Genomic DNA, 20,359 nt, shown 5'->3' on the forward strand with positions numbered 1-20,359 from the left:
TAATAAATTCTATAGCTGAAGAAAATGCAATAATTAAAGAAATTACTATAATCAAACTTGGTAACAACCGTTTTTTCACAGACCGTATAGAATCAAATATAAAAAACATGACGATCACCTACGTTCTTAAATGTTTTCCAGGATATATATTTATAATGTGCTTGATTGGAATTGCAGTAACAAACATTGGAAGAAAAATTATAAAAACAATATTACATACTAATACATATGGTGTTAACGGTTTTAATAAGTATGTCTGAAAATACGTATGAATTGTTCCTGAAAACATTTCTAACACCAGAAGAACCAACAACATCGCCACTAGAGAAATAAACAAAATTTGAATACATAGTTCGCAGTAAATAGATATATTAGAAGCACCTACTGCTTTTTTTAATGAAATCTCTCTTTCTTTTTTATAAATCCAAAATAAAACCGCAGAAATGCCAGAAACAATTGCAACAAGAATGAATTTATAATAATACTTATTTGCTGGATCTATATGTGTCACATTTAGTTCCTGAAGATCTCGTTCATTCAGTATTTGAACATCTCCCGAAAGCACTTCTTTACTCCTACCCATAAACTTTTTTATTTCGTTATGAATAGATGATGTAGGATTAACAACTGTTAATTGTAATTGTTTACTCGCGATAATACCTTTTTTAGATATAGTAGGTAAGTTTTGAAGTGGAACGTATATGCCTGCTACACCGACGTCACTGTCTTTTCTCGATATAGTTCCTATTTTTTTATATGTATCATCAAATTCATATAACTCCTCTACATTCGTTTGATCGCCAACAATCATATCGTTTACATTTTCACGATGAAAATATTGTCCTTCAGAAATATATGGCTTCCAATAATAATCATTTTTTAAGTTCACAGCTATGATTTTTGTTGCCCCTGAACTATTTAATGCTTTTAAATGCTCTACATAAATATCACTTTTAACAAAAGTATCTTGTATGAAAGGAATTATCTCTTCCAATTCAGTTGCATTCGCTATCGGAACAGTTAAAATTTGATTCTTCTCTAGAAAACCGATTTGAAAAGCAGATATAAAGTTTCGTTTAGACTCTGTTAAAATTGCGGCTATTGAAATAGAAAGAAAAGAAATAAAAAATGCCATAAGAAGAATGACTGAAAACAGTTTGTTGTTTTTTATATTTTTAAAAGCTAAATACATGTCTCTGCTCCTTTTAGATAAGAAGGAGATGATGAACATCCCCTTCTCCTTATCCAAATATTTATAAAGACAACTGTTGAATGCTTTTTACCACTGTAATCGTAAGTTACCATTACTATCAAAAGTACCTTTGTGTGTATCTTCTTGATAGTCATTATTCTCATTAGTATAATGCTCAGAGTATAGTCCTTTTGCACCAAAGGCGTTATATGCACCATTACTCACAGTTGCGTTTAATGCTCTTCCAGATTCATGGGATCCCAATTTGTCTGAAGCGCTTTCAATATATGAATTATTTCCATTTGATTTAATAAAAGAAATTGCTACTGAACAACGAGATACATTTTGATTCGTAGTAGTTTGAGCTCTGTAAGATAGTAGGTTACCGCTTTTGTGACCGCTTAAAGTTGGATAGAATGCACTTGTTGAGATTGATGTTGCTAATAATACTAAAGTCGTAATTGAAAAGACTTTTCCTTTCATTAACAATCACCTCATAAATTTAATAGTTTAGTAGCGCTACATCATCATAATATCCTTCAAATAAATTCTCCTCAATAAGAACCCCCGATGTTTTACAAACTCTTTAAACACTTAAACATTCATACATTTTTAAAAAGTAACGGATAAGCTAGCAATACAAAAAAAGACTGCAGAGAAATTATTCTCCACAGCCTTTTTATTATTTTTGCAAGAACACCTGTAAATCTGCAAATTGTCTCTTTGCATCTTCATAGCCTTGCTCATATAAACTTTGTAATTTCGCCGTATCCTTTTCCATACGATCTACTTGAAGCGGTACTTCTGGACGAATAACAAATAAATTACCCGCTTGTTCTTCTTTCTCGATGTAGTGAAGTGTTTCATTATACACTTCATAACGATTTAGCATCGTGTTCACAAGGTTCGGATATTTTTTATAAGCTTTCGCAGCAACCCACCCAAATCTTGATTTTTTCTTCGCGTAACCATGATTTCTCGTCAAAATAACGACTGATTTTTTAAATCCATCTTCCTGTGCTTTCCGAACTGGAATTGGATCAGAAATCCCGCCATCTAATAACTGCTTACCACGATAATTTACTACAGGTGCAATGAAAGGTAATGAACTAGATGCTTGTAATAAATTTAGTGCGTCATCATTCGTTCCCTCTTTTTCAAAATAAACAGACTGTCCTGTTTCACAATCTGTTGTTCCTACAAGGAATCGCTCTGGGCTATTAAAGTATGTTTCAAAATCAAACGGTACATGTTTTTCCGGAATTTCATGAAAAATGAAATCCATATCAAATAATTGGCGTTTTCTCCATAAGTTTTTATACGATAAATATTGTGGGTGTGATGCATAATCAATATTGACCGTTTTATTTCTATTTCTTTGTCTGGAAAGATACGACGCTGCATGACAAGCACCAGCTGATACACCGATTACATATGGAAAATATAAATCTTGTTCCATAAAGTATTCTAATATCCCGCCCGTATATACACCACGCATACCGCCGCCTTCTAATACTAACCCTGTATTTTCAAGCATGTTACTCTCTCCTCTATATATATTGACTCTTTAATTATTCACCATGTTAAGTATCTTTTTCTATTATATATGAGTTCTTTCAGAAATTATATTCAAAAGACTTGAGAAAAAGGAGTTTTTTCTTCCAATTATATTTCCAGGTGATCGGAAACATCCTTTATAAACCTTTGAATAAAATCTTGTTCTTCTTTCGTATATCTATCTAAAAGTAACAGCCACTTTTCTTCAGCTTGTTTATGCAATTTATCATGAGCTTTATATATTTCATTTCCACTTTCCGTTAAGCGGAAGAAAATTTCTTTTTGATTATCTAACATTTGTATCTTCTCAACGAATTGCTTTTGAAACAGCTTTGTACAAATTTTAGAGATTGCGCCCTTCGTCATGCCCATTTCTGTCGTAATAGCAGTTACATTCATCAAACCATTTTTTCCGATACACTCGATTACATGTAACTCTGATAAAGACATACCACTTACACCTGTCTCACGAAGAAACTTCTCATTTTGTCCTTTCAAATGTTCTTCTTTTTTATGCAAAAGTGTACGAATGTCCGAAAGTATTTCCATTTGTTTCGTTGCATAATCCAATCCGTTCGCCCCCTAAGTTTCCAAAGAAACAATTTAACTATATACCATTTTAAAATCATTGTTTCATATTTACAAGTGAGAAAAACATGTTAAAATGAATTTAGTTTCCGAGGAAACAAAACAAAAAGGAGGTTAACACAATGAAAAAATCTAAACTACATTTCATTTTATATGTTGTCTGTATGAGTGCCTTACTCGGTTCCTTCGCTCAAAATATTTACACACCTATCTTGCCCATGATTCAAAGTTCTTTTCATACTTCTCTTTATCTTGTAAATGTAACAGTTTCACTTTTCACATTCGTTCTTGCCATTATGCAGCTCATATATGGACCTTTAATTGATACAAAAGGGAGAAAATCCGTCCTTATCCCTAGTTTAATCATTAGTACAATTGGTTCAATCGGATGTGCTTTTTCAGCGAACATATATGTATTTCTATTTTTTAGAGCTGTTCAAGCTATAGGAATAGCAGCTATACCTGTAGTAGCAGCAACGATTATCGGTGATTTATTTGAAGGAAAAGAACGCGGAGAAGCAATGAGCCTCTATCAAATGTTACTTGCTCTCGCTCCTGCGATTGGCCCTCTCATAGGTGGTTATCTCGGCAGTATACATGGCCACTTATCCGTATTTCTGTTTTTATCTACAATTGGTATCATCTTATTGATTATAAACATTTCACTACTTCCAGAAACAAAGCCAACTGTAATGAAGCAACCGCAAGCAAAAAAGAATTACTGGTTTATCTTAAAAAATAAAACTGGATTTTCTATTACTCTTATTGGCTTCATTCAATTTTGTATTTACTTTTGCTTCCTCGTTTTTTTACCGAGCATTTTAACAAATTCATTTCACTTAACTGCAAGTAAAATTGGTCTTATGTTTGTACCAATGTCTCTTTCTATCATGCTAGGAAGTTTTTGCTACAAGTTTTTGCAAAAACGCCTCACAACAAAGCAAGCTTTATTTATTACGAGTTTCTTCAATATTATATGTGTCGTTTTATTCTCTTTCACATATAGCATCAATATCCCATTCATCATTATCGTTACATCTTTGTACGGTTTTAGTATGGGACTTTCTATGCCAACTCACACTACTTTATTAACAGAAGAATTCGTACAAGAACGCGCAACAGCTATCGGTATGTACAACTTCATCCGCTATCTCGGTATGGGGACTGGACCTATTGTAGGTGGATTTCTTTTATTTAACCAAAATTACTTTTGGATTTTCTTCCTAGGTGCAATTACATTTCTACTTATCATTTTATACGCAATGAAAATGCTACATTTTCATACTTTACAAAAAGCAAAATAGAGCCCCCGAAAGGTAGGCTCTATTTTAAACTCTTTGATCCGCAACGATATGAATATCAATATGTTTCGTCTGTCTCATAATTTCATTTACAATCGAACCTTTTCGTATTTCTTCCCACCTTGTTCTTGCCGATTGTCCGAGTAAAATTTGCGTTACTTGTAGTCTTTTCGCGACTTCAATAATAACATCCGCTGGCTTTCTCCCTTTCGCTTCTTCTAATACAAAACTTGCATCAAATTGATTCGTTAACGATTTCCACTCTTCAATTGTTTGTTTTTTACCTGCTGAAAGAGCGTCTATATTTTCTCTTTCAACATTTAATACATACAATTCAGCGTTTAACCGATCAGCCATGCGCCATCCCCGTCTTATTAATTTCTCCGCTGTTGAACTGTATTGTACACAAACGAGAATTTTTTCTTTCACGCCAATCGGTTCTATTACTGTTTGGCTAATTTTCTCGTCCATATCATCGGCAACTTCACGAAGTGATAATTCTCTTAGCGCCCCTAAATTATTAAGCGTAAAGAAGTTTTGTAAGCTTTGCTGAATTTTTTCTTCCTTATATATCTTTCCATCTATTAATCTCTTCCTTAATACCTCAGGTGTTGCATCAACGAGCTGAATTTCATTCGCCTTTTGCAAAATAAAATCTGGAATACGTTCTCTTACTTTCACATTTGTAATTTGAGCTACAATGTCATGAACGCTTTCTAAATGTTGGATGTTAAACGCTGATAATACGGATATACCGGCATCTATCAATTCCTGTACATCCATATAGCGTTTCTTATTTTTAGATCCAGGAACATTACTATGCGCAAGTTCATCCACCACAACAACTTGCGGTGCACGTTTTATAATGCCTTCCACATCAAGCTCATAAAATACTTTTCCTTTATACTGTATTTCTTTCAAAGGAACTTTTTCTAAATCAGCAATTGCTTCTTCCGTCTCTTTTCTTCCGTGCGTTTCAATTAAACCAATTACAATATCCATACCGTCCTTTTTTATCTCTCTAGCATCATAGAGCATTTTATAACTTTTCCCTACTCCTGGAGCAGCCCCCACGTACAGCTTTAACTTCCCGCGATTTTGCTGCCGAATATATTCTAAATATTCCTCTGGCGTTCGCCTTTGAAAAGTTGGTTTATAGTCATCCGCATACAACACACTCACAACCTTTCTTTCGAAACAACACTACCTCAATCCGTTAGATTGAGGTAGCACTGTTACTATTTCAGTAGTTTCTGTAATTCTACATTTAACTTTAAAACGTTTACGCGGGTCTCTCCAAATAAACCAAGTGCCGCACCTTCCGTTTGATCTTTAATCAATTGATCTAGCGTTTCTTTCGGGATATTCGTTAATTTCGAGATACGCTCTACCTGTACAGAAGCTGCCTTCGGACTAATATCAGGATCTAGCCCTGAACCTGAATTTGTCACTAAATCGATTGGCACTTCTGTAACTGGAACAAATGGGTTTTGTTTCTTCCACTCTTCAATACTTTTCTCTACTCGTTTCTCTAAATCTGGATTAGACGGTGCATAGTTATTTGAACCAGATGCTTCTGCCTTATATTCAATACTAGAAACACGCCCATGAAAATAACGTGGATCTGTGAAATTTTGACCGATTAATGTAGAACCAATTACTTCATTTTTATCATTATATATTAGACTTCCATCCGCATTATCCTTCATTACCGCTTGTGCAATACCAGTAACAATAAGCGGGTATACAAGGCCGCACAAAACTAAAAATGTAAAAGTAATACGGATGATTGGTGACAGTATACTTTGTTTCTTCGCCATCTTTTTCCCCTCTTCCTTATATGAACAATCCGACAATGATATCAATTACTTTAATTCCAATGAATGGTACAATCACTCCGCCAAGTCCATAAATAAGTAGGTTTCGACCAAGTAGTGCATTCGAACTCATCGGTTTATATGCGATACCTTTCATCGCTAACGGAATGAGTAATGGAATAATAACTGCATTAAATAGTAATGCTGATAAAATCGCTGACAGTGGTGATGTTAGTTTCATAATGTTTAATGCTTCCATTTGCGGAATCGCAAGTGTAAACATAGCTGGAATGATTGCAAAATATTTGGCGATATCATTTGCAATACTAAACGTCGTTAACGCACCACGCGTCATTAACAATTGCTTACCGATTCCTACAACCTCGATAATTTTTGTCGGGTTCGAATCTAAATCAATCATATTTGCTGCTTCTTTCGCAGCTGTCGTACCACTATTCATTGCTAATCCAACGTCAGCCTGCGCTAATGCCGGCGCATCATTTGTACCATCACCTGTCATCGCTACAAGTTTCCCTTTATCTTGCTCTGCTTTAATAACCGCAATTTTATCTTCTGGCTTACACTCAGCAACAAATTCATCTACTCCTGCTTCTTTTGCAATCGTTGCTGCTGTTAATGGGTTATCCCCTGTACACATAACCGTTTTAATCCCCATTTGACGCAACTGTTCAAAACGCTCACGCATACCCGGTTTTACTGTATCCTTTAAATAAATTAAACCATAAATACGATTATCTACTGCAACTACAAGTGGTGTTCCGCCCTCTTTTGAAATGAAATCTGCTTTTTGATTTACATCTTTCGGAATCGTGCCACCTTGTGACTGAACCCATTCAATTACGCTACCTACAGCACCTTTTCTCACTTTCGTTCCGTCCTGTAAATCAACACCACTCATTCTCGTTTCTGCTTTAAATGGAACAAATTCACCTTGTTCTGCAATTTCTCGATTATATGATATAGACTTCGTTTTTACATATTCTATAACTGATCGACCTTCTGGTGTTTCATCTAAAACTGAGCTAATAGCGGCCCACTTTCCAACTTGCTCAATCGTTTCATTTCCTACAGGTAATAATGTATGAGCCATTCGGTTCCCGAAAGTAATCGTACCCGTTTTATCTAAAATAATTGTATTAATATCACCCGCAGCTTCTACTGCTTTACCCGACATCGCTAACACGTTAAACTTTGTCACGCGGTCCATCCCAGCAATACCAATTGCTGATAATAACCCACCAATTGTCGTCGGAATTAAACAAACTAACAACGCTACAAGTACAGCTGTATCAATTTGAAATCCTAAGTAATTTGTAAAAATCGGCAGCGTCACAACAACGATTAAGAAAATAAGCGTTAAACTCGTTAATACTGTATTTAAAGCAATCTCATTCGGCGTTTTTTGACGAGCAGCTCCTTCTACTAACGAAATCATTTTATCAATAAATGATTCACCAGGATTACTCGTAATGACAATCGTAATCTCATCACTTACAACCATCGTACCGCCTGTTACGGAACAAAAATCACCGCCCGCTTCTTTTATAACAGGAGCGGATTCCCCTGTAATCGCAGATTCATCAACAGACGCTAACCCTTTTATGACTTCCCCATCACTCGGAATCATCTCACCTTGCTTTACAATAACAACGTCATCTTTTCTAAGGTCAGTTGCTGAAACTTGAACGATTCCCCCATTTTCTTTTATAATATTTGCAAACACATCTTTCTTCGACTGTTTTAAAGAATCGGCTTGCGCTTTCCCCCGCCCTTCCGCTAACGCTTCTGCAAAATTCGCAAATAAAACTGTAAATAATAGAATGAGAGAAACTGTTATATTAAACCAACCTGGTATACTACTAGAACTACTTGGAAGAAAAGATAAAATGAACGTAATGATAAATCCAATTTCCACAACGAACATAATCGGATTCTTTATCATGACTTTCGGATTCAATTTCGCAAAGGATTGTTTCATCGCATGTGTCACGATATCACAATCCATTGTTTTCGCTTGTCTAACTTCAGCTTCTACCGCATGTATTTGTGACTCATTTATTCTTTTTTCTTTTACTACTACCGGTCTCATCATTTACCCTCCATTACTTCAATGTAAGAAATTCTGCAATTGGACCAAGTACTAACATCGGGAAGAATGTTAATGCACCGACAATTACAATTGTTCCGATGAAAATGCCGCCAAATAAACTATTATCCGTACGAAACGTTCCGACTGTTTCTGGTACAACCGTCTTTTCTTTCAATGAAGCTGCAACAGCTAGCATCGTAATTAAACTGAAATAGCGTCCTAAAAACATAACTAAACCAGTTGTAATATTCCAAAACGGTGTATTATCTCCTAATCCTTCAAATCCAGATCCGTTATTCGCAGCTGACGATGTGTATTCATATACCACTTGCGTTAAACCGTGGAAACCAGAATGAGAAATGGCATCCGTTCCTAAACTTGTTGAAAGAGCTAATGCTGAAAATCCTAAAATGAGCAGTGGGTGAAATAGTATCGTTACCGCAATTAATTTCATTTCCTTGCCTTCAATTTTCTTACCTAAAAACTCTGGTGTCCGTCCGACCATTAATCCAGATATAAAGACTGCGATAATCGCATACATAATAATGTTCACAAAGCCTGCTCCAACGCCGCCGTATACTGTATTTAACATCATATTTACGAGTGGTACTAACCCGCCAATTGGTGTTAATGTATCATGCATCGTATTCACCGCTCCTGTTTCAGCAGCTGTCGTTACTGTTGCGTATAGTGAAGAAAATACTGTTCCAAATCGTACTTCTTTTCCTTCAGTACTTCCTTGTACATGTTCAATACCTATTCCGTTTAGCGCTGGATTTCCGTGTAGTTCAGATGTCGTAATTGTGATAAACCCTAGTAAAAACACCATGAATAGTGATACGAAAAGGATGCGACCTTGTTTTTTATTTCCTACCATTCGTCCGTACGTAAATGGAAGTGCTGTTGGCAACAACATCATAAGCATCATTTGCAAAATATTACTCATTTGCCCTGGATTTTCAAAAGGATGTGTAGAGTTGGCTCCGAAAAATCCACCGCCGTTATTTCCAAGTTCTTTAATGGAAACGAATGATGCAACTGGCCCGCGTAAAATACTTTGCTTCGCGCCATCAATCGTTTGCGCCGTAACTGCCCCGTCTAACGTTTGTGGTACACCAAGTGCGACAAAGACTAGTGCTGCAATACATGCGATAGGAAGAAACACCCTCGTTAACGCTCTCGTAAAATCAACGAAAAAGTTACCGAGTTCTTTTCCAGCGAGCCCTCTTATAAATGCCATAACAAGTGCTAACGTCGTTGCCGGTGCTGCAAACATTAAAAATGTAATTCCGATTAATTGTGATAAATAAGATAAACCATTTTCACCGCTATAATGCTGTAAGTTTGTATCGGCCATAAAACTAATTGCTGTATTAAAAGCGAGCGTAGGCTCCATTCCTTCAATGTTTGCTGGATTTAATGGCAATACTCCTTGTAGTCTGAAAACGAAATATACGACAACAATCATAAAGCCATTTAATAAAACTAATGATAATGCGTACTGTTTCCACGTTTGATTGTATTCTTTTACACCCGTAATTTTAAAAATAAGTTTTTCAAAAGGACCGAATACTTTATCTAACTTTTTACTACCCTGAAAGGCTTTCTCTAAATAAATTCCCGTTGGCTTTGCCACAAGAATAAACAATAGCATTGTAATAACGACTGCTACCCAGATCATAATGAATGACTCCCCCTAATTAAAACTTTTCCGGATTTAATAATGCATACACTAAATACACCGTAATTACTGCAACAATAATCGATAAGGCAATCATCATGATTGCTTCCCTTCTTTCACAACTTTATCTGACCAACTTGCAAGACTTGCCATCGATGCGACTAACACAACAAAAATTCCGATCATTACAACATCTAACATAGCTATCCCTCTCCTTTTGTAAAAATTTACCATTTAAATATTAAAAAAGAACACTGAGCTCTACTCAGTGTTCAAAAAATGAACAACAAAAAGTAAACCTCCTCTCTAAACGCTTACGAGGTTAGCTGTCGGATTCGGGCCTAAAGAGTAGCCCTACTTTCAAAACTGAAAGATTCACCCCAAGTGACGATGCACAAAATTGGTTCCCCCGCTCCATTTCTGGAACTCAGCGATTTTAGGTTTTTTTGGAAATTTTATGAATGATTTATGAGAGTAAATATACTCCTCTATATTTCACTTGTAAAGAGCTAAATTACTGAAAATAAGAAAATATCCATCTGTTTAACCGCTTATATTTAGTATTATTAATATAATTTCATCTGTTTTCTCGTCTTTTCTTTCTTTTTCATAGAAATGATCTTTTAAATACGAAATAAAAAGAGCGAATGACATGAAATGCATCGCTTGTTGCACTTAGCATTCGCTCTTTTTTCATTCACTATTTATTCTCCTCGTAAAAAAGTACGTAAATTTCTCCCGCGAATATAAACTTATGACAATTCTGCATGTAGTTGCTCATATTCGATAACATCTGTTTTTAAGTATAAAGCGTCTTTTGATGGCAATATGATATAGGGCCTTGGAAAAATGGGATCGAGCACTACCAATTCTTGAACTCGCTCTACCGATACCGCCCAACGATTCGCTATATCTCCTAGCAACAACACCTTCATCTTCTTCTCCCCCGCCCTATTCAAAAAATAAAAAAGAAATATTATCACAATTCGTAAACACGACAAATGTAGCTCCAATTGTTTCATAGAGCCTCGCTGGGTATCGTTTATTCCTTGTAACAACAGTAATAGGTACTTGAAAAGAAAAGCGAATGTGTTCTGTGAAGAAACTAATAATCGGAAGCTCATCCCCTAGTAAAATCACCTTCTTAATACACTCACAAACACTAGTAAAATCCTGCTCCTTACTACAACTATACGTCCAATCAAATCCACAGTTCCTCACTTCAGCCGCTATCTCTTCATTCGCGGTAAAAATAATTAACTCATGTTGAAACGCTACTAAATCTATTAAACTATTTATCTTACTTTCTTCTCCAACACAAATAAGTGTTAGTTCCATGTACCTCATCCTCCTTAGCATAAAAGAACTCAAACGTAGATTGATATTCCCCTATACTAATCAGATCGATGAAGTGATGTATCCATCATGGCACCGTCCTCTCTCAAGACGCTTACGAAGTTAGCTGTCGGATTCGGACTTTGAGAGTAGCCCTACTTTCAAAATTGAAAGATTCACCCCTAGTGACACTGCACAAATTGGTTCCTCCGCTCCATATAATTGGACTCAGCGTACTACAAAAAATATATTCTGGCTGATATGTTACTCCTGCATTTGGAAAAAGTAAACAGAAAAAAAGCCAGTTACAAAACTGACTTTTCTACTATTTATGCTTTATTCAATTTGTATGCAAAGTGATTCGTCGGTCCATGACCACTTCCAATATGCAACGGCTCTTCAATTGCTATACTAATAAATCGTTTTGCTTCTTGAACTGCCTCTTCCATCGAGTATCCTTTCGCAAGTCCAGCTGTAACTGCTGAAGCAAATGTACAGCCACTTCCGTGTGTTTGCTTTGAAGGAATTCGCTCACTTCTAAATTCAATAAACTTTTCTCCATCAAAAAGTAAATCAATTACTTCATTACCCTGATATTCTGCATGTCCGCCCTTCATAAGTACATATTTCGCACCTAATTCATGCAGTACTTTTGCAGCTTCTTTACTATCTTCAACGTTATGAATTTCCAGACCAGTTAACACTTCTGCTTCTGGAACATTCGGTGTGATAACAGTTGCTACTGGTAATAAATATTCTTTTAATGCTTGTACTGCTTCTTGTTGCAATAATGATGCTCCGCCCTTAGCAATCATAACAGGGTCTAGTACAATATTATTCCAGCCAAATTTATTAATATGTTCTGCTACAATTTGAATAATTTCACTGCTAAACAACATTCCTAGTTTCACAGCATCTGGTGTTAAATCCGTACCAATTGAATTCAGCTGTTCCGTAATACCTTCTAACGAAACAGGATATACCCCTTGAACGCCAAGCGTGTTTTGAGCAGTAATTGCCGTAATAGCCGTCATTCCGTACACACCAAGCTCTTGGAATGTTTTTAAATCTGCTTGAATGCCCGCACCGCCGCCACTATCAGACCCTGCAATTGTTAAAGCTTTATTTACTTTCATCCCACTCATCCTTTTCTATCCAAAATAGCGATGATAAATTGTTTTTGCTTCGCTTATATCTTTCGTTCCATGTACAAGTACACGACCATCTTTGAAGGCAACTAATCTCTTTTCTTCCACAGAAAATGATAATAAATATGGATTTACATTTAAATCATTCACACGATCATCCAGCAGCTTTTTGTACCTCTCAAAATCCATTTCCTCTTTATGAGGTGGTCTAATTTGAACTGTATTTCTCCCGCATAAAACTGCTGTTTTCGATGTGTTTTCTTTATTTAAATACGGGTATATCACATTCTCTCCGCACGAAGGACAATTGTGTTTACGAAGCTTTTGCACATTCATACATGAATATTCATTCTTCCATACATCAAATGATACAAGTCCATCTCGAAGTGATTCGTAATCTTCTACTAACAGTTTAAGAGCTTCTGTAACTTGATGAGAAACGACGAGAGATACAGCAGGTGATATAATACCCGCTGTATCACATGTTGCCCCGCCAAGCGGAATCGACTGTAATAAACATGATAAACATGGTGTTTTACTAGGAAGGATTGTGTAAGAAAGACCGTAACTACCTACACATGCTCCGTAAATCCATGGAATAGAATATTTTTGTGCTATATCATTTACAATGAAACGTGTTTCGAAATTATCAGTTGCATCAATCATTACATCAACGTTTGTAACAAGTTCTTCCAGCTCCTCAGCTGTTACATCTTGAACGAGAGCTTCTACTCTTACTTCACGATTAATCTCTTCTAGACGTTTTTTGGCCGCTACAGCCTTCGGAAGATTCTTTTCTACATCACTCTCTGCATACAATTGCTGCCTTTGTAAATTACTCCAATCGACATAATCCCGGTCAACAATCGTTACTGTGCCGACACCAGCTCTTACAAACATCTCTGCATTTGCACTACCAAGTGCGCCTGCGCCGATAATGAGCACATGCTTTTCTCTTATTTTTCGTTGCCCCTCTTCTCCAATTGGAGAAAATAATTCTTGGCGAGAATATCGATTATTCAACTACGCTCATTCCTTCTAAAGGACTACTTGCTGTTGCACAACGTTTACGCGCAATACGACCTGCCTCAAATCCTAAACGGCCTGCCTCAATACCTAATTTCATTGCCTGTGCCATTTTAATAGGATCTTTTGCTCCTGACACAGCAGTATTTAATAACACACCATCGGCTCCTAATTCCATGGCAAATGCTGCATCGGCTGGACTACCAATACCAGCGTCAACAATAACTGGTACTGTCGCTTGTTCAATAATGAAGCTTAAATTTAACGGATTTACAATACCAAGCCCTGATCCAATCGGTGATGCCCCTGGCATAATTGCATGCACACCTAGTTCTTGTAATTTACGTGCTAATACAACATCATCAGATGTATATGGTAGTACGATGAATCCTTCTTCTAATAACATTTCAGATGCTCTCAATGTTTCTACCGGATCAGGTAATAACGTTCTATCATCGCCTATAACTTCTACTTTAATCATGTCGCAAAGCCCTGAAGCTTTTGCTAATTTTGCAATACGAACAGCTTCTTCAGCATTTTTTGCTCCAGCTGTATTCGGTAATAACGTATATTTTTTCACATCAAGTTTCTCTAATAAATTAGGCTGCTTTGCATCGAATATATCCATACGACGTACTGCGAACGTTAAAACCTCAGCCTCAGATACATCAATTGCCTTTTGCTGTACATCAAAATCAGGGAATTTTCCTGTTCCTAATAAAAGTCTAGAATGAAATGAAAATGGTCCAATGTTTAACATAATCAACCGCCTCCTACGAAAGTTACAATCTCAATTTGGTCTCCATCAAAAACAGATGTATCTGTATGATCATCTTTTTGTAAAATATCTTTATTACGCTCTACTACAACAATTCTGTTATCTAGCTCTAAATGTGTAAGTAGCTCAGCTACTGTTTTCACACTCTCTGGCACTTCAATTTGATTACCATTAATTTTTAAATTCAAACTTCCATCCCCTTTCTAAACTGTTTTAGAAAGCAATGAATCTAGCAAGTGATTCTCCTGCTTTCCTTCTATTAAATCAGCCATATATTGACCAGAAACAGGACTTAATAAAATGCCGTTTCGATAATGGCCCGTGCAAGCATATAAACCTTTTATTTCTTCATGCTCCCCCATATAAGGAGCTTCATGATTCGATTGTGGTCTTAATCCTGCCCATGCACTTTCCCATTCGGCTTCTTTTAAAGCTGGCAATATTGTATACGCGCGCTCTAATATAGAAGTAATACTTTCTGGTTGCACAGTTTTATGAAACGTATGCGGCTTCATCGTTGCTCCAATTACGTAACGCCCGCCTCGCTTTGGTGCAATGTAAAACCTTTCTTGGAAAATAGGCGCCTTTAAAAGTCGTTTTCTACTTCTTACCGCTACTACTTCTCCTTTAACTGGATATGTACCCCATTCGCGGTGAAAATAACCTAGTAACTTTGTACTCCATGAGCCACCCGCAATAACCACTTTTTCGCATGTGATACTACCTTCGCTTGTCACAATTCCAGTCACTTTATTATTTTTAATACAAATATCAAACACTTCTGTCTGTTCATATATATCAGCGCCCGAAAATGATGCGGAATGTGCGAATGCTTTCGTAAGCTCTGGTGCAATAACGTGGCCATCTTTTGGATAATATACAGCCCCTATAATTGACTCAGAAAGAAATGGCTCTTTCTCTCGTAAATGATCTCCCGTTAGAAAGTAAGAATCTTCACCTGTTTTCTGCTGCCAATCCATAATGTGAAGAATTCTTTCCTTCTCCTCTTCATTTTGAGCAATGCGGTAAATGCCTTTTTCTTCATACCCAATATCGATGCCTGTTTTTTCACGTAAAACTGCTGCAAGTTGTGGAAATATAGCACGGCTTTCTCTAGCAAGTTCAAATAGCGGATCATATTCATCCCATTCTGCCTGAACCCCAAGTAAACCAGCGGCTGCTTTCGAGGCTTCAGATGCAATTCTTTGCTTCTCTACAATCGCTACGTTATATCCTCTTTCTGCTAGAAAATGTGCAACTGAACTACCAATTACACCACCGCCAATTATCGCTACATCATACTTCTTACACATGTTTTTCCGCCCACTTTCTTATTGATTCCTTATAAGATTTCGCTTTGCTATACGGGTTACTACTACTTATAATTCCAGACATAACAGCAATACCACTGACACCGTTAGTAAGAACATCCCCGGTATTTTCCGTGGTGATTCCTCCAATTGCTGTAATCGGTATGGATAAACACTTTGCAATGTCTGAAACCTCTTCAAGCCCTCTCGCTGGCACACCTTTTTTACAATCTGTCGGAAATACATGACCATAGACGAGTGAATCCGCTCCATTCTTAAATGCCTCGATTGCCTCTTCTAAAGAATGTACAGAATAACCGACATGCAAATAAGAAAACTTTTCTTTCACTGATCTTACATCTGCGCTTCGATATCCTAGCTGTACGCGCGGAATGTTTAATAAAATAGCAATATCAATTCGATCATTTATCACTATTTTTGATGCCGGAAAGCCTTTCTTCAAAAGGCTTTCCACACCTTCATACAATTCCTTCGTACTTTTCTCACGCTCACGAATATGCAAATAATCAATTTCACTCTCAATTTGCATCGCTACATTCACTAACTCTTCGAATGACATTTGACCATTTGAGATTACATGAAGCTCATTTTTCATATTCATTCGCCTACTTTAAAATGTTTTCGAATAATTCATCGGCCGGAACGATTTCTTTCGTCATTCCTTTATCCTTCAGCCATTTATTTTGTTTCTCCCATGATTCTTTTGAATCCGATAAGAATGGCTCATCTTTCGTTTCCATCTTCTCTAATAAGATTTTCATACTTTCTTTTTCAACTTCTGGTACAAGTGGGAAGTTTTCTTTTTCTTGATGATTTAATAAAATATTTAATGCTTCATCCGGATTTTTCTTCATAAAATCATAGCCTTTTTTCGTACCACGTAAGAAAGCTTGCAACGCTTCTTTATCTTTTTTCAACGTTTTATCACCTGTTACAAATACAAGCTCATGATAATTTGGTACACCATAATCAGCTGGATTAAAGTATGCTGGTTCATGACCTTCATGGCGCATAACAGGTACTTCATGGTTAATGTATGCTCCTGTTACCGCATCCACTTTTTTCGTAATTAGTGCCGGTACTAAATCAAAACCAACATCGACTACTTTCACTGTATCTGGATTACCACCAGCTTCTTTTACCATCGTTTTTAAATACATCTCACTTAAAGGTGTTCCAGAATATCCAACTGTTTTCCCCTCTAAATCTTTCGGCGATTGAATGCCTGCTGACTTCAGCGATACAACATGATTTAATGGTGAACGTACGACAGCTCCAATTGATTTCACTGGAATTTGTTCATTTGCTTTTGCCATGACAACATCAGGCTGATAATATAAGCCCACTGTTACTTTTCCTGCAGCTGCTAAAGTTAATGGATCGGTCGGGTTGGAAGGGAATTTAATATTCACCTTTACTCCTTCTTCTTTAAAGTAGCCTTTTTCAATTGCCGCATAAATAAAGCTATGTACCGCATTTGGGTACCAATCAAGCATGACCGTTATTTCTTTTTCTTTTTTACTCTTATCTGATGCTGAATTACTAGAACATCCAGCAATCATTGCAACTAATAATGTGAACACAAAGATGCGTTTTAATAATTTCATGAATACTTCCTCCAACTAATGAATTTCTTTTCTAATATCGAAATAAGTATGACGAAGAAAATAGCTAATAATGATAACAATACAATGGGTGCAAATACACCTGCTCCGTCTAACTGCGTCATCATTCTTTTACTGAAATACCCTAGCCCAGCTTGTGCACCGAGCCATTCACCAATTGCTGCCCCAATTACACTAAGCGGAACTGCAATTTTTAAAGCTGAGAAAAAATAAGGAAGAGCAGATGGTAACTTTAATTTAAGAAAAACATCTTTTTTCGTTGCCCCGTACGTAACTAAAAGCTCTTCCCATTCTTTTTTCGTACTGCGTAGTCCATCATACGTATTGACCGCAATTGGGAAAAACGTAATTAAAACCGTAACAATGACCTTACTCCAAATCGTATATCCAAACCATAAAACGAAAAGCGGAGCAAGCGCTGTAATAGGAATCGTTTGTGAAGCGACTAATAATGGATAAAATGCTCTCTCCATCCAATTACTCGCGTTCATTAACATCGCTAGCCCTACCCCAAGTACGATAGAAATAGCCACGCCTATTAAAACGACGTACAATGTTGCTGGCAAATGAACCGTAAATAATATATCTTTTAGTTTCCATATCTTCATTACAATTGCAGACGGTGACGGTAAAATGTACATTTCATCTACAATTCTTGCGCCTACTTCCCAAAGGGCAAGTAAGATACTAGAAAGTGTAAGGGCGGGTAATAGCTCCTTCAACCGGTTCATCATACGAGTACCTGCCTTTGTAACATACTAAGAAGCTCATCTTTAAGCGCTAACACTTCAGGCTTATATAAATCTTTTCTTGTCCGATTACAATCAAGCGGTACAACCCTCTCGGTTAAAGTAGTTATCGGTTGCTGCTCTATTACCAAAATTCGATTAGAAAGAAACAATGCTTCTTCCACATCATGAGTGATAAATAAAATTGTTTTTTTCCACTCTTTCCATTGTTCAAACAACCATTCTTGTAAAGATGCCTTCGTTAAAGCGTCCAGCGCGCTAAATGGTTCATCTAACAACAATACCTCCCCGCCTGTTAATAAAGTTCGAATAAAGGATACACGTTGCCTCATACCACCAGATAAATCTTTCGGATATTTTGTCTCATACCCTTGTAAGCCAAATTTATGTAGCAGTTCCTTTGCCTTTATTTGTGCTTCTTTCTTCTGTACACCTTGGCACTCTAGCGGCAGAGCAGCATTCTCAATAATCGTTCTCCACGGCAGGAGCATATCTTTTTGGGGCATATACCCTACAGGATGGCTCTTTGTTTCTGTCAGCTCTATCTGCCCAGTACTTGCTTCTTCTAAACCTGTAATAAGGCGAAATAGAGTACTTTTCCCGCATCCACTCGGTCCGATAATACTTACAAACTCTTTATCTTGTATAGAAGCATTTAATTCATTGATGATTGGTTTCTCATCATAATGAAAAGAAACATTATGAAACTGTAGTATGTTCTTGCTCCTCAAATCCCCACATCTCCTTACGGTAGGACATATCCCAGAATAAATATTCAAATCGACTGGAATATAGGAAAATCTCCTCTAATCGATCTAGCTCTTTTTCAGATTTTCCAACTGCCATTTCATTTAATAAATCTATTAACCAAATACAAAGGTTACCGTATTCTTCAGAACTATATCCTTGAATCCACTCGCCAAAGAACTTATGATCTTTTGCTCCAGGAATATCATTTAAACGCTTTCCAATTTCCCAATAGCTCCACATACACGGAAGAAGTGCTGCTATTAATTCTGCAAGTGTGCCATTTTGAGATACAGACATCATATAATTTGTATAAGCTAAATTTTTAGCAGATGGTTTTGCTGACTCTATCTCCTCTATAGAAATTCCAAGTCTTTTTGCATACTGTTTATGGATCGTCATTTCTCCATTTAATATGCCATCAATTTGTTCAGCGAATTTCCCCATTACTTGTGGATTCGTTGCCTTTACAACACCGATGGCATATAGCTTTGCATAATCTAACAAATATAAATAATCTTGAATAATATAATACTGAAACTTATCTTTTTCTAACGTGCCATCCCCCATACCTACTACAAACGGATGATTATGACTCATCTCCCAAACTGGTTGTACAGTTTCTAATAATCTATCGCAAAATTTCATTCCCCTATCCCCTTCCGGTATGTGTATATAAATAAAAAACCACTTCTAAATAAGAAGTGGTTACAGCAAATAAAATTATAATTTATTCGTTGCTCCACTTCCCTTCGCTAGTATTACCTAGATCAGGTGTTATAAGGGTTAAGGATTATTCCTCTCTCAGCACAACAAGCACCCCTAGTGGTTCAATATGAAATTTTCAAACAAAAAAGCCCCGTTTCTATACGCAAAGAAACGGGGACTTATTATTATTGTCCGAATTGCTTCCCTACGCTAGCATAATCTAGATCAGGTAATGAAAAGGATCAAAGGCTTACGGCCTACTCTCAGCTGGCAACACCAGCTCTCCTAGCAAACTATGAAATTATCACTGTCAGTATAACATCGTAATAAGACATCATCAACTGTTTTAATTTTCTTAATTGTCAACAAAATACCAAAACTATATAATACTTATATTCTATCTTCGAAATAATTATCCTAATTAATTGGATAAAAAGGAATCATTATCCTCAAAAAATTTATTTTTATATTGATTTCATATTACATTTATGTGAATACACCCACTATATTAGGAGGTCTCTATTATATGAATATGAAAGCTACTGCTTTAACAGCAACTACTGTCGCAATTGCCTCTTTACTTCCTTCTATGGGAGAAACAAATGTACAAACAGCCAACGCTGAACAATTATCTAATGTGAAAACTGGATATGTCAAAGTCGATCA

The 20,359-nt window shown here is 36.5% G+C and carries 24 protein-coding genes, 1 pseudogene and 4 riboswitches; of the genes and pseudogenes, 2 read left to right on the forward strand and 23 right to left on the reverse strand.

The window, feature by feature from the left end; translation table 11 throughout:
• Window positions 1-118: 118 nt before the first annotated feature.
• The 4 genes from KI369_RS18420 to KI369_RS18435 all read right to left on the reverse strand — a co-directional run bounded on the left by KI369_RS18420 (window position 119) and on the right by KI369_RS18435 (window position 3,319).
• The gene (locus tag KI369_RS18420) at window positions 119-1,192 is read right to left on the reverse strand and encodes an ABC transporter permease (protein WP_212956891.1); all 1,074 of its coding nucleotides are present in this window, start codon (window positions 1,190-1,192) and stop codon (window positions 119-121) included.
• An 87-nt stretch (window positions 1,193-1,279) separates the two neighbouring features.
• Window positions 1,280-1,675: a hypothetical protein gene (locus KI369_RS18425; protein ID WP_212956892.1), complete on the reverse strand. Its 396-nt coding sequence runs from the start codon at window positions 1,673-1,675 to the stop codon at window positions 1,280-1,282.
• Between the two features lie 199 nt (window positions 1,676-1,874).
• The gene (locus KI369_RS18430; RefSeq protein ID WP_212956893.1) at window positions 1,875-2,729 is read right to left on the reverse strand and encodes a patatin-like phospholipase family protein; all 855 of its coding nucleotides are present in this window, start codon (window positions 2,727-2,729) and stop codon (window positions 1,875-1,877) included.
• 128 nt (window positions 2,730-2,857) lie between these two features.
• Complete coding sequence (locus tag KI369_RS18435; protein ID WP_212956894.1) at window positions 2,858-3,319, reverse strand: MarR family transcriptional regulator; 462 nt, start codon at window positions 3,317-3,319, stop codon at window positions 2,858-2,860.
• Between the two features lie 140 nt (window positions 3,320-3,459).
• Here KI369_RS18435 and KI369_RS18440 point away from each other — a divergent pair, with 140 nt between their 5' ends.
• Complete coding sequence (locus KI369_RS18440; RefSeq protein ID WP_212956895.1) at window positions 3,460-4,641, forward strand: MFS transporter; 1,182 nt, start codon at window positions 3,460-3,462, stop codon at window positions 4,639-4,641.
• Window positions 4,642-4,665: 24 nt separating this feature from the next.
• Here the strand turns inward: KI369_RS18440 and kdpDN are convergent, their stop codons facing one another.
• From kdpDN to tenA, 19 genes are all read right to left on the reverse strand, one after another.
• The gene (gene kdpDN, locus KI369_RS18445) at window positions 4,666-5,820 is read right to left on the reverse strand and encodes a KdpD-like non-kinase potassium sensor (RefSeq protein ID WP_212956896.1); all 1,155 of its coding nucleotides are present in this window, start codon (window positions 5,818-5,820) and stop codon (window positions 4,666-4,668) included.
• A 56-nt stretch (window positions 5,821-5,876) separates the two neighbouring features.
• Window positions 5,877-6,458: a K(+)-transporting ATPase subunit C gene (gene kdpC, locus KI369_RS18450; protein WP_212956897.1), complete on the reverse strand. Its 582-nt coding sequence runs from the start codon at window positions 6,456-6,458 to the stop codon at window positions 5,877-5,879.
• A gap of 16 nt (window positions 6,459-6,474) precedes the next feature.
• Entirely contained in the window at window positions 6,475-8,565 is a 2,091-nt protein-coding gene (kdpB, locus tag KI369_RS18455) for a potassium-transporting ATPase subunit KdpB (RefSeq protein ID WP_212956898.1), read from the reverse strand.
• 13 nt (window positions 8,566-8,578) lie between these two features.
• Window positions 8,579-10,246 carry a potassium-transporting ATPase subunit KdpA gene (kdpA, locus tag KI369_RS18460; RefSeq protein ID WP_212956899.1) on the reverse strand — a complete coding sequence of 556 codons (1,668 nt, stop codon included), beginning with the start codon at window positions 10,244-10,246 and terminating at the stop codon, window positions 8,579-8,581.
• 19 nt (window positions 10,247-10,265) lie between these two features.
• A complete protein-coding gene (kdpF, locus tag KI369_RS18465) occupies window positions 10,266-10,346 on the reverse strand; it encodes a K(+)-transporting ATPase subunit F (protein ID WP_212956909.1) in 81 nt (26 codons plus the stop codon).
• Window positions 10,343-10,447 (reverse strand): SipW-dependent-type signal peptide-containing protein, encoded by a 105-nt coding sequence (locus KI369_RS18470; RefSeq protein WP_000887889.1) that lies wholly within the window; start codon window positions 10,445-10,447, stop codon window positions 10,343-10,345. The genes kdpF and KI369_RS18470 overlap by 4 nt, the downstream gene beginning before the upstream one ends.
• Window positions 10,448-10,543: 96 nt before the next feature.
• Window positions 10,544-10,689, reverse strand: a riboswitch (cyclic di-AMP (ydaO/yuaA leader).
• Between the two features lie 100 nt (window positions 10,690-10,789).
• On the reverse strand, window positions 10,790-10,921 hold the full coding sequence (locus KI369_RS29700; protein WP_259652781.1) for a hypothetical protein: 132 nt from the start codon (window positions 10,919-10,921) through the stop codon (window positions 10,790-10,792).
• 77 nt (window positions 10,922-10,998) lie between these two features.
• Complete coding sequence (locus tag KI369_RS18475; RefSeq protein ID WP_212956900.1) at window positions 10,999-11,181, reverse strand: hypothetical protein; 183 nt, start codon at window positions 11,179-11,181, stop codon at window positions 10,999-11,001.
• 16 nt (window positions 11,182-11,197) lie between these two features.
• The gene (locus tag KI369_RS18480; protein ID WP_212956901.1) at window positions 11,198-11,584 is read right to left on the reverse strand and encodes a hypothetical protein; all 387 of its coding nucleotides are present in this window, start codon (window positions 11,582-11,584) and stop codon (window positions 11,198-11,200) included.
• 93 nt (window positions 11,585-11,677) lie between these two features.
• Window positions 11,678-11,825, reverse strand: a riboswitch (cyclic di-AMP (ydaO/yuaA leader).
• A gap of 85 nt (window positions 11,826-11,910) precedes the next feature.
• A complete protein-coding gene (gene thiD, locus KI369_RS18485; protein ID WP_212956902.1) occupies window positions 11,911-12,726 on the reverse strand; it encodes a bifunctional hydroxymethylpyrimidine kinase/phosphomethylpyrimidine kinase in 816 nt (271 codons plus the stop codon).
• 6 nt (window positions 12,727-12,732) lie between these two features.
• Window positions 12,733-13,752 (reverse strand): thiazole biosynthesis adenylyltransferase ThiF, encoded by a 1,020-nt coding sequence (gene thiF, locus KI369_RS18490; RefSeq protein WP_212956903.1) that lies wholly within the window; start codon window positions 13,750-13,752, stop codon window positions 12,733-12,735.
• Entirely contained in the window at window positions 13,745-14,515 is a 771-nt protein-coding gene (thiG, locus tag KI369_RS18495) for a thiazole synthase (protein ID WP_212956904.1), read from the reverse strand. The genes thiF and thiG overlap by 8 nt, the downstream gene beginning before the upstream one ends.
• A 2-nt stretch (window positions 14,516-14,517) precedes the next feature.
• Complete coding sequence (gene thiS / locus KI369_RS18500; RefSeq protein WP_001049505.1) at window positions 14,518-14,721, reverse strand: sulfur carrier protein ThiS; 204 nt, start codon at window positions 14,719-14,721, stop codon at window positions 14,518-14,520.
• Between the two features lie 15 nt (window positions 14,722-14,736).
• Complete coding sequence (gene thiO, locus KI369_RS18505; RefSeq protein WP_212956905.1) at window positions 14,737-15,846, reverse strand: glycine oxidase ThiO; 1,110 nt, start codon at window positions 15,844-15,846, stop codon at window positions 14,737-14,739.
• Window positions 15,839-16,459 (reverse strand): thiazole tautomerase TenI, encoded by a 621-nt coding sequence (gene tenI / locus KI369_RS18510; RefSeq protein WP_212956906.1) that lies wholly within the window; start codon window positions 16,457-16,459, stop codon window positions 15,839-15,841. Before tenI ends, thiO begins: the two co-directional genes overlap by 8 nt.
• 10 nt (window positions 16,460-16,469) lie before the next feature.
• Window positions 16,470-17,471 (reverse strand): ABC transporter substrate-binding protein, encoded by a 1,002-nt coding sequence (locus tag KI369_RS18515; protein WP_000771335.1) that lies wholly within the window; start codon window positions 17,469-17,471, stop codon window positions 16,470-16,472.
• Window positions 17,468-18,220, reverse strand: a complete 753-nt coding sequence (locus tag KI369_RS18520) for an ABC transporter permease (protein ID WP_212956910.1) — start codon at window positions 18,218-18,220, stop codon at window positions 17,468-17,470. Before KI369_RS18520 ends, KI369_RS18515 begins: the two co-directional genes overlap by 4 nt.
• Window positions 18,220-18,969, reverse strand: a complete 750-nt coding sequence (locus KI369_RS18525) for an ABC transporter ATP-binding protein (RefSeq protein WP_212956907.1) — start codon at window positions 18,967-18,969, stop codon at window positions 18,220-18,222. Before KI369_RS18525 ends, KI369_RS18520 begins: the two co-directional genes overlap by 1 nt.
• Window positions 18,938-19,633, reverse strand: coding sequence for a thiaminase II (tenA, locus tag KI369_RS18530; RefSeq protein WP_212956908.1), 696 nt, complete (start codon window positions 19,631-19,633; stop codon window positions 18,938-18,940). The genes KI369_RS18525 and tenA overlap by 32 nt, the downstream gene beginning before the upstream one ends.
• Window positions 19,634-19,715: 82 nt before the next feature.
• A riboswitch (TPP riboswitch) is annotated at window positions 19,716-19,819 on the reverse strand.
• A gap of 59 nt (window positions 19,820-19,878) precedes the next feature.
• Window positions 19,879-19,990: riboswitch (TPP riboswitch) on the reverse strand.
• 229 nt (window positions 19,991-20,219) lie between these two features.
• On the opposite strand from tenA, the pseudogene KI369_RS18535 reads away from it, so the two are divergent.
• Window positions 20,220-20,359: pseudogene (locus KI369_RS18535) on the forward strand (SH3 domain-containing protein); the annotation flags it as partial.

It is taken from the genome of Bacillus sanguinis, assembly GCF_018332475.1.
Lineage (GTDB): Bacteria > Bacillota > Bacilli > Bacillales > Bacillaceae_G > Bacillus_A > Bacillus_A sanguinis.

Coding starts and splice junctions, on each gene's coding strand:
- tenA (WP_212956908.1), bottom strand. CDS start 19,633: ATGAAATTTTGCGATAGATTATTAGAAACTGTACAACCAGTTTGGGAG.
- KI369_RS18420 (WP_212956891.1), bottom strand. CDS start 1,192: ATGTATTTAGCTTTTAAAAATATAAAAAACAACAAACTGTTTTCAGTC.
- KI369_RS18515 (WP_000771335.1), bottom strand. CDS start 17,471: ATGAAATTATTAAAACGCATCTTTGTGTTCACATTATTAGTTGCAATG.
- kdpF (WP_212956909.1), bottom strand. CDS start 10,346: ATGATGATTGCCTTATCGATTATTGTTGCAGTAATTACGGTGTATTTA.
- thiO (WP_212956905.1), bottom strand. CDS start 15,846: ATGTGTAAGAAGTATGATGTAGCGATAATTGGCGGTGGTGTAATTGGT.
- KI369_RS18425 (WP_212956892.1), bottom strand. CDS start 1,675: ATGAAAGGAAAAGTCTTTTCAATTACGACTTTAGTATTATTAGCAACA.
- KI369_RS18480 (WP_212956901.1), bottom strand. CDS start 11,584: ATGGAACTAACACTTATTTGTGTTGGAGAAGAAAGTAAGATAAATAGT.
- KI369_RS18520 (WP_212956910.1), bottom strand. CDS start 18,220: ATGAACCGGTTGAAGGAGCTATTACCCGCCCTTACACTTTCTAGTATC.
- KI369_RS18440 (WP_212956895.1), top strand. CDS start 3,460: ATGAAAAAATCTAAACTACATTTCATTTTATATGTTGTCTGTATGAGT.
- kdpA (WP_212956899.1), bottom strand. CDS start 10,246: ATGATCTGGGTAGCAGTCGTTATTACAATGCTATTGTTTATTCTTGTG.
- thiD (WP_212956902.1), bottom strand. CDS start 12,726: ATGAGTGGGATGAAAGTAAATAAAGCTTTAACAATTGCAGGGTCTGAT.
- tenI (WP_212956906.1), bottom strand. CDS start 16,459: ATGAAAAATGAGCTTCATGTAATCTCAAATGGTCAAATGTCATTCGAA.
- KI369_RS18430 (WP_212956893.1), bottom strand. CDS start 2,729: ATGCTTGAAAATACAGGGTTAGTATTAGAAGGCGGCGGTATGCGTGGT.
- kdpB (WP_212956898.1), bottom strand. CDS start 8,565: ATGAGACCGGTAGTAGTAAAAGAAAAAAGAATAAATGAGTCACAAATA.
- KI369_RS18470 (WP_000887889.1), bottom strand. CDS start 10,447: ATGTTAGATGTTGTAATGATCGGAATTTTTGTTGTGTTAGTCGCATCG.
- KI369_RS18475 (WP_212956900.1), bottom strand. CDS start 11,181: ATGAAGGTGTTGTTGCTAGGAGATATAGCGAATCGTTGGGCGGTATCG.
- kdpC (WP_212956897.1), bottom strand. CDS start 6,458: ATGGCGAAGAAACAAAGTATACTGTCACCAATCATCCGTATTACTTTT.
- thiG (WP_212956904.1), bottom strand. CDS start 14,515: ATGTTAAACATTGGACCATTTTCATTTCATTCTAGACTTTTATTAGGA.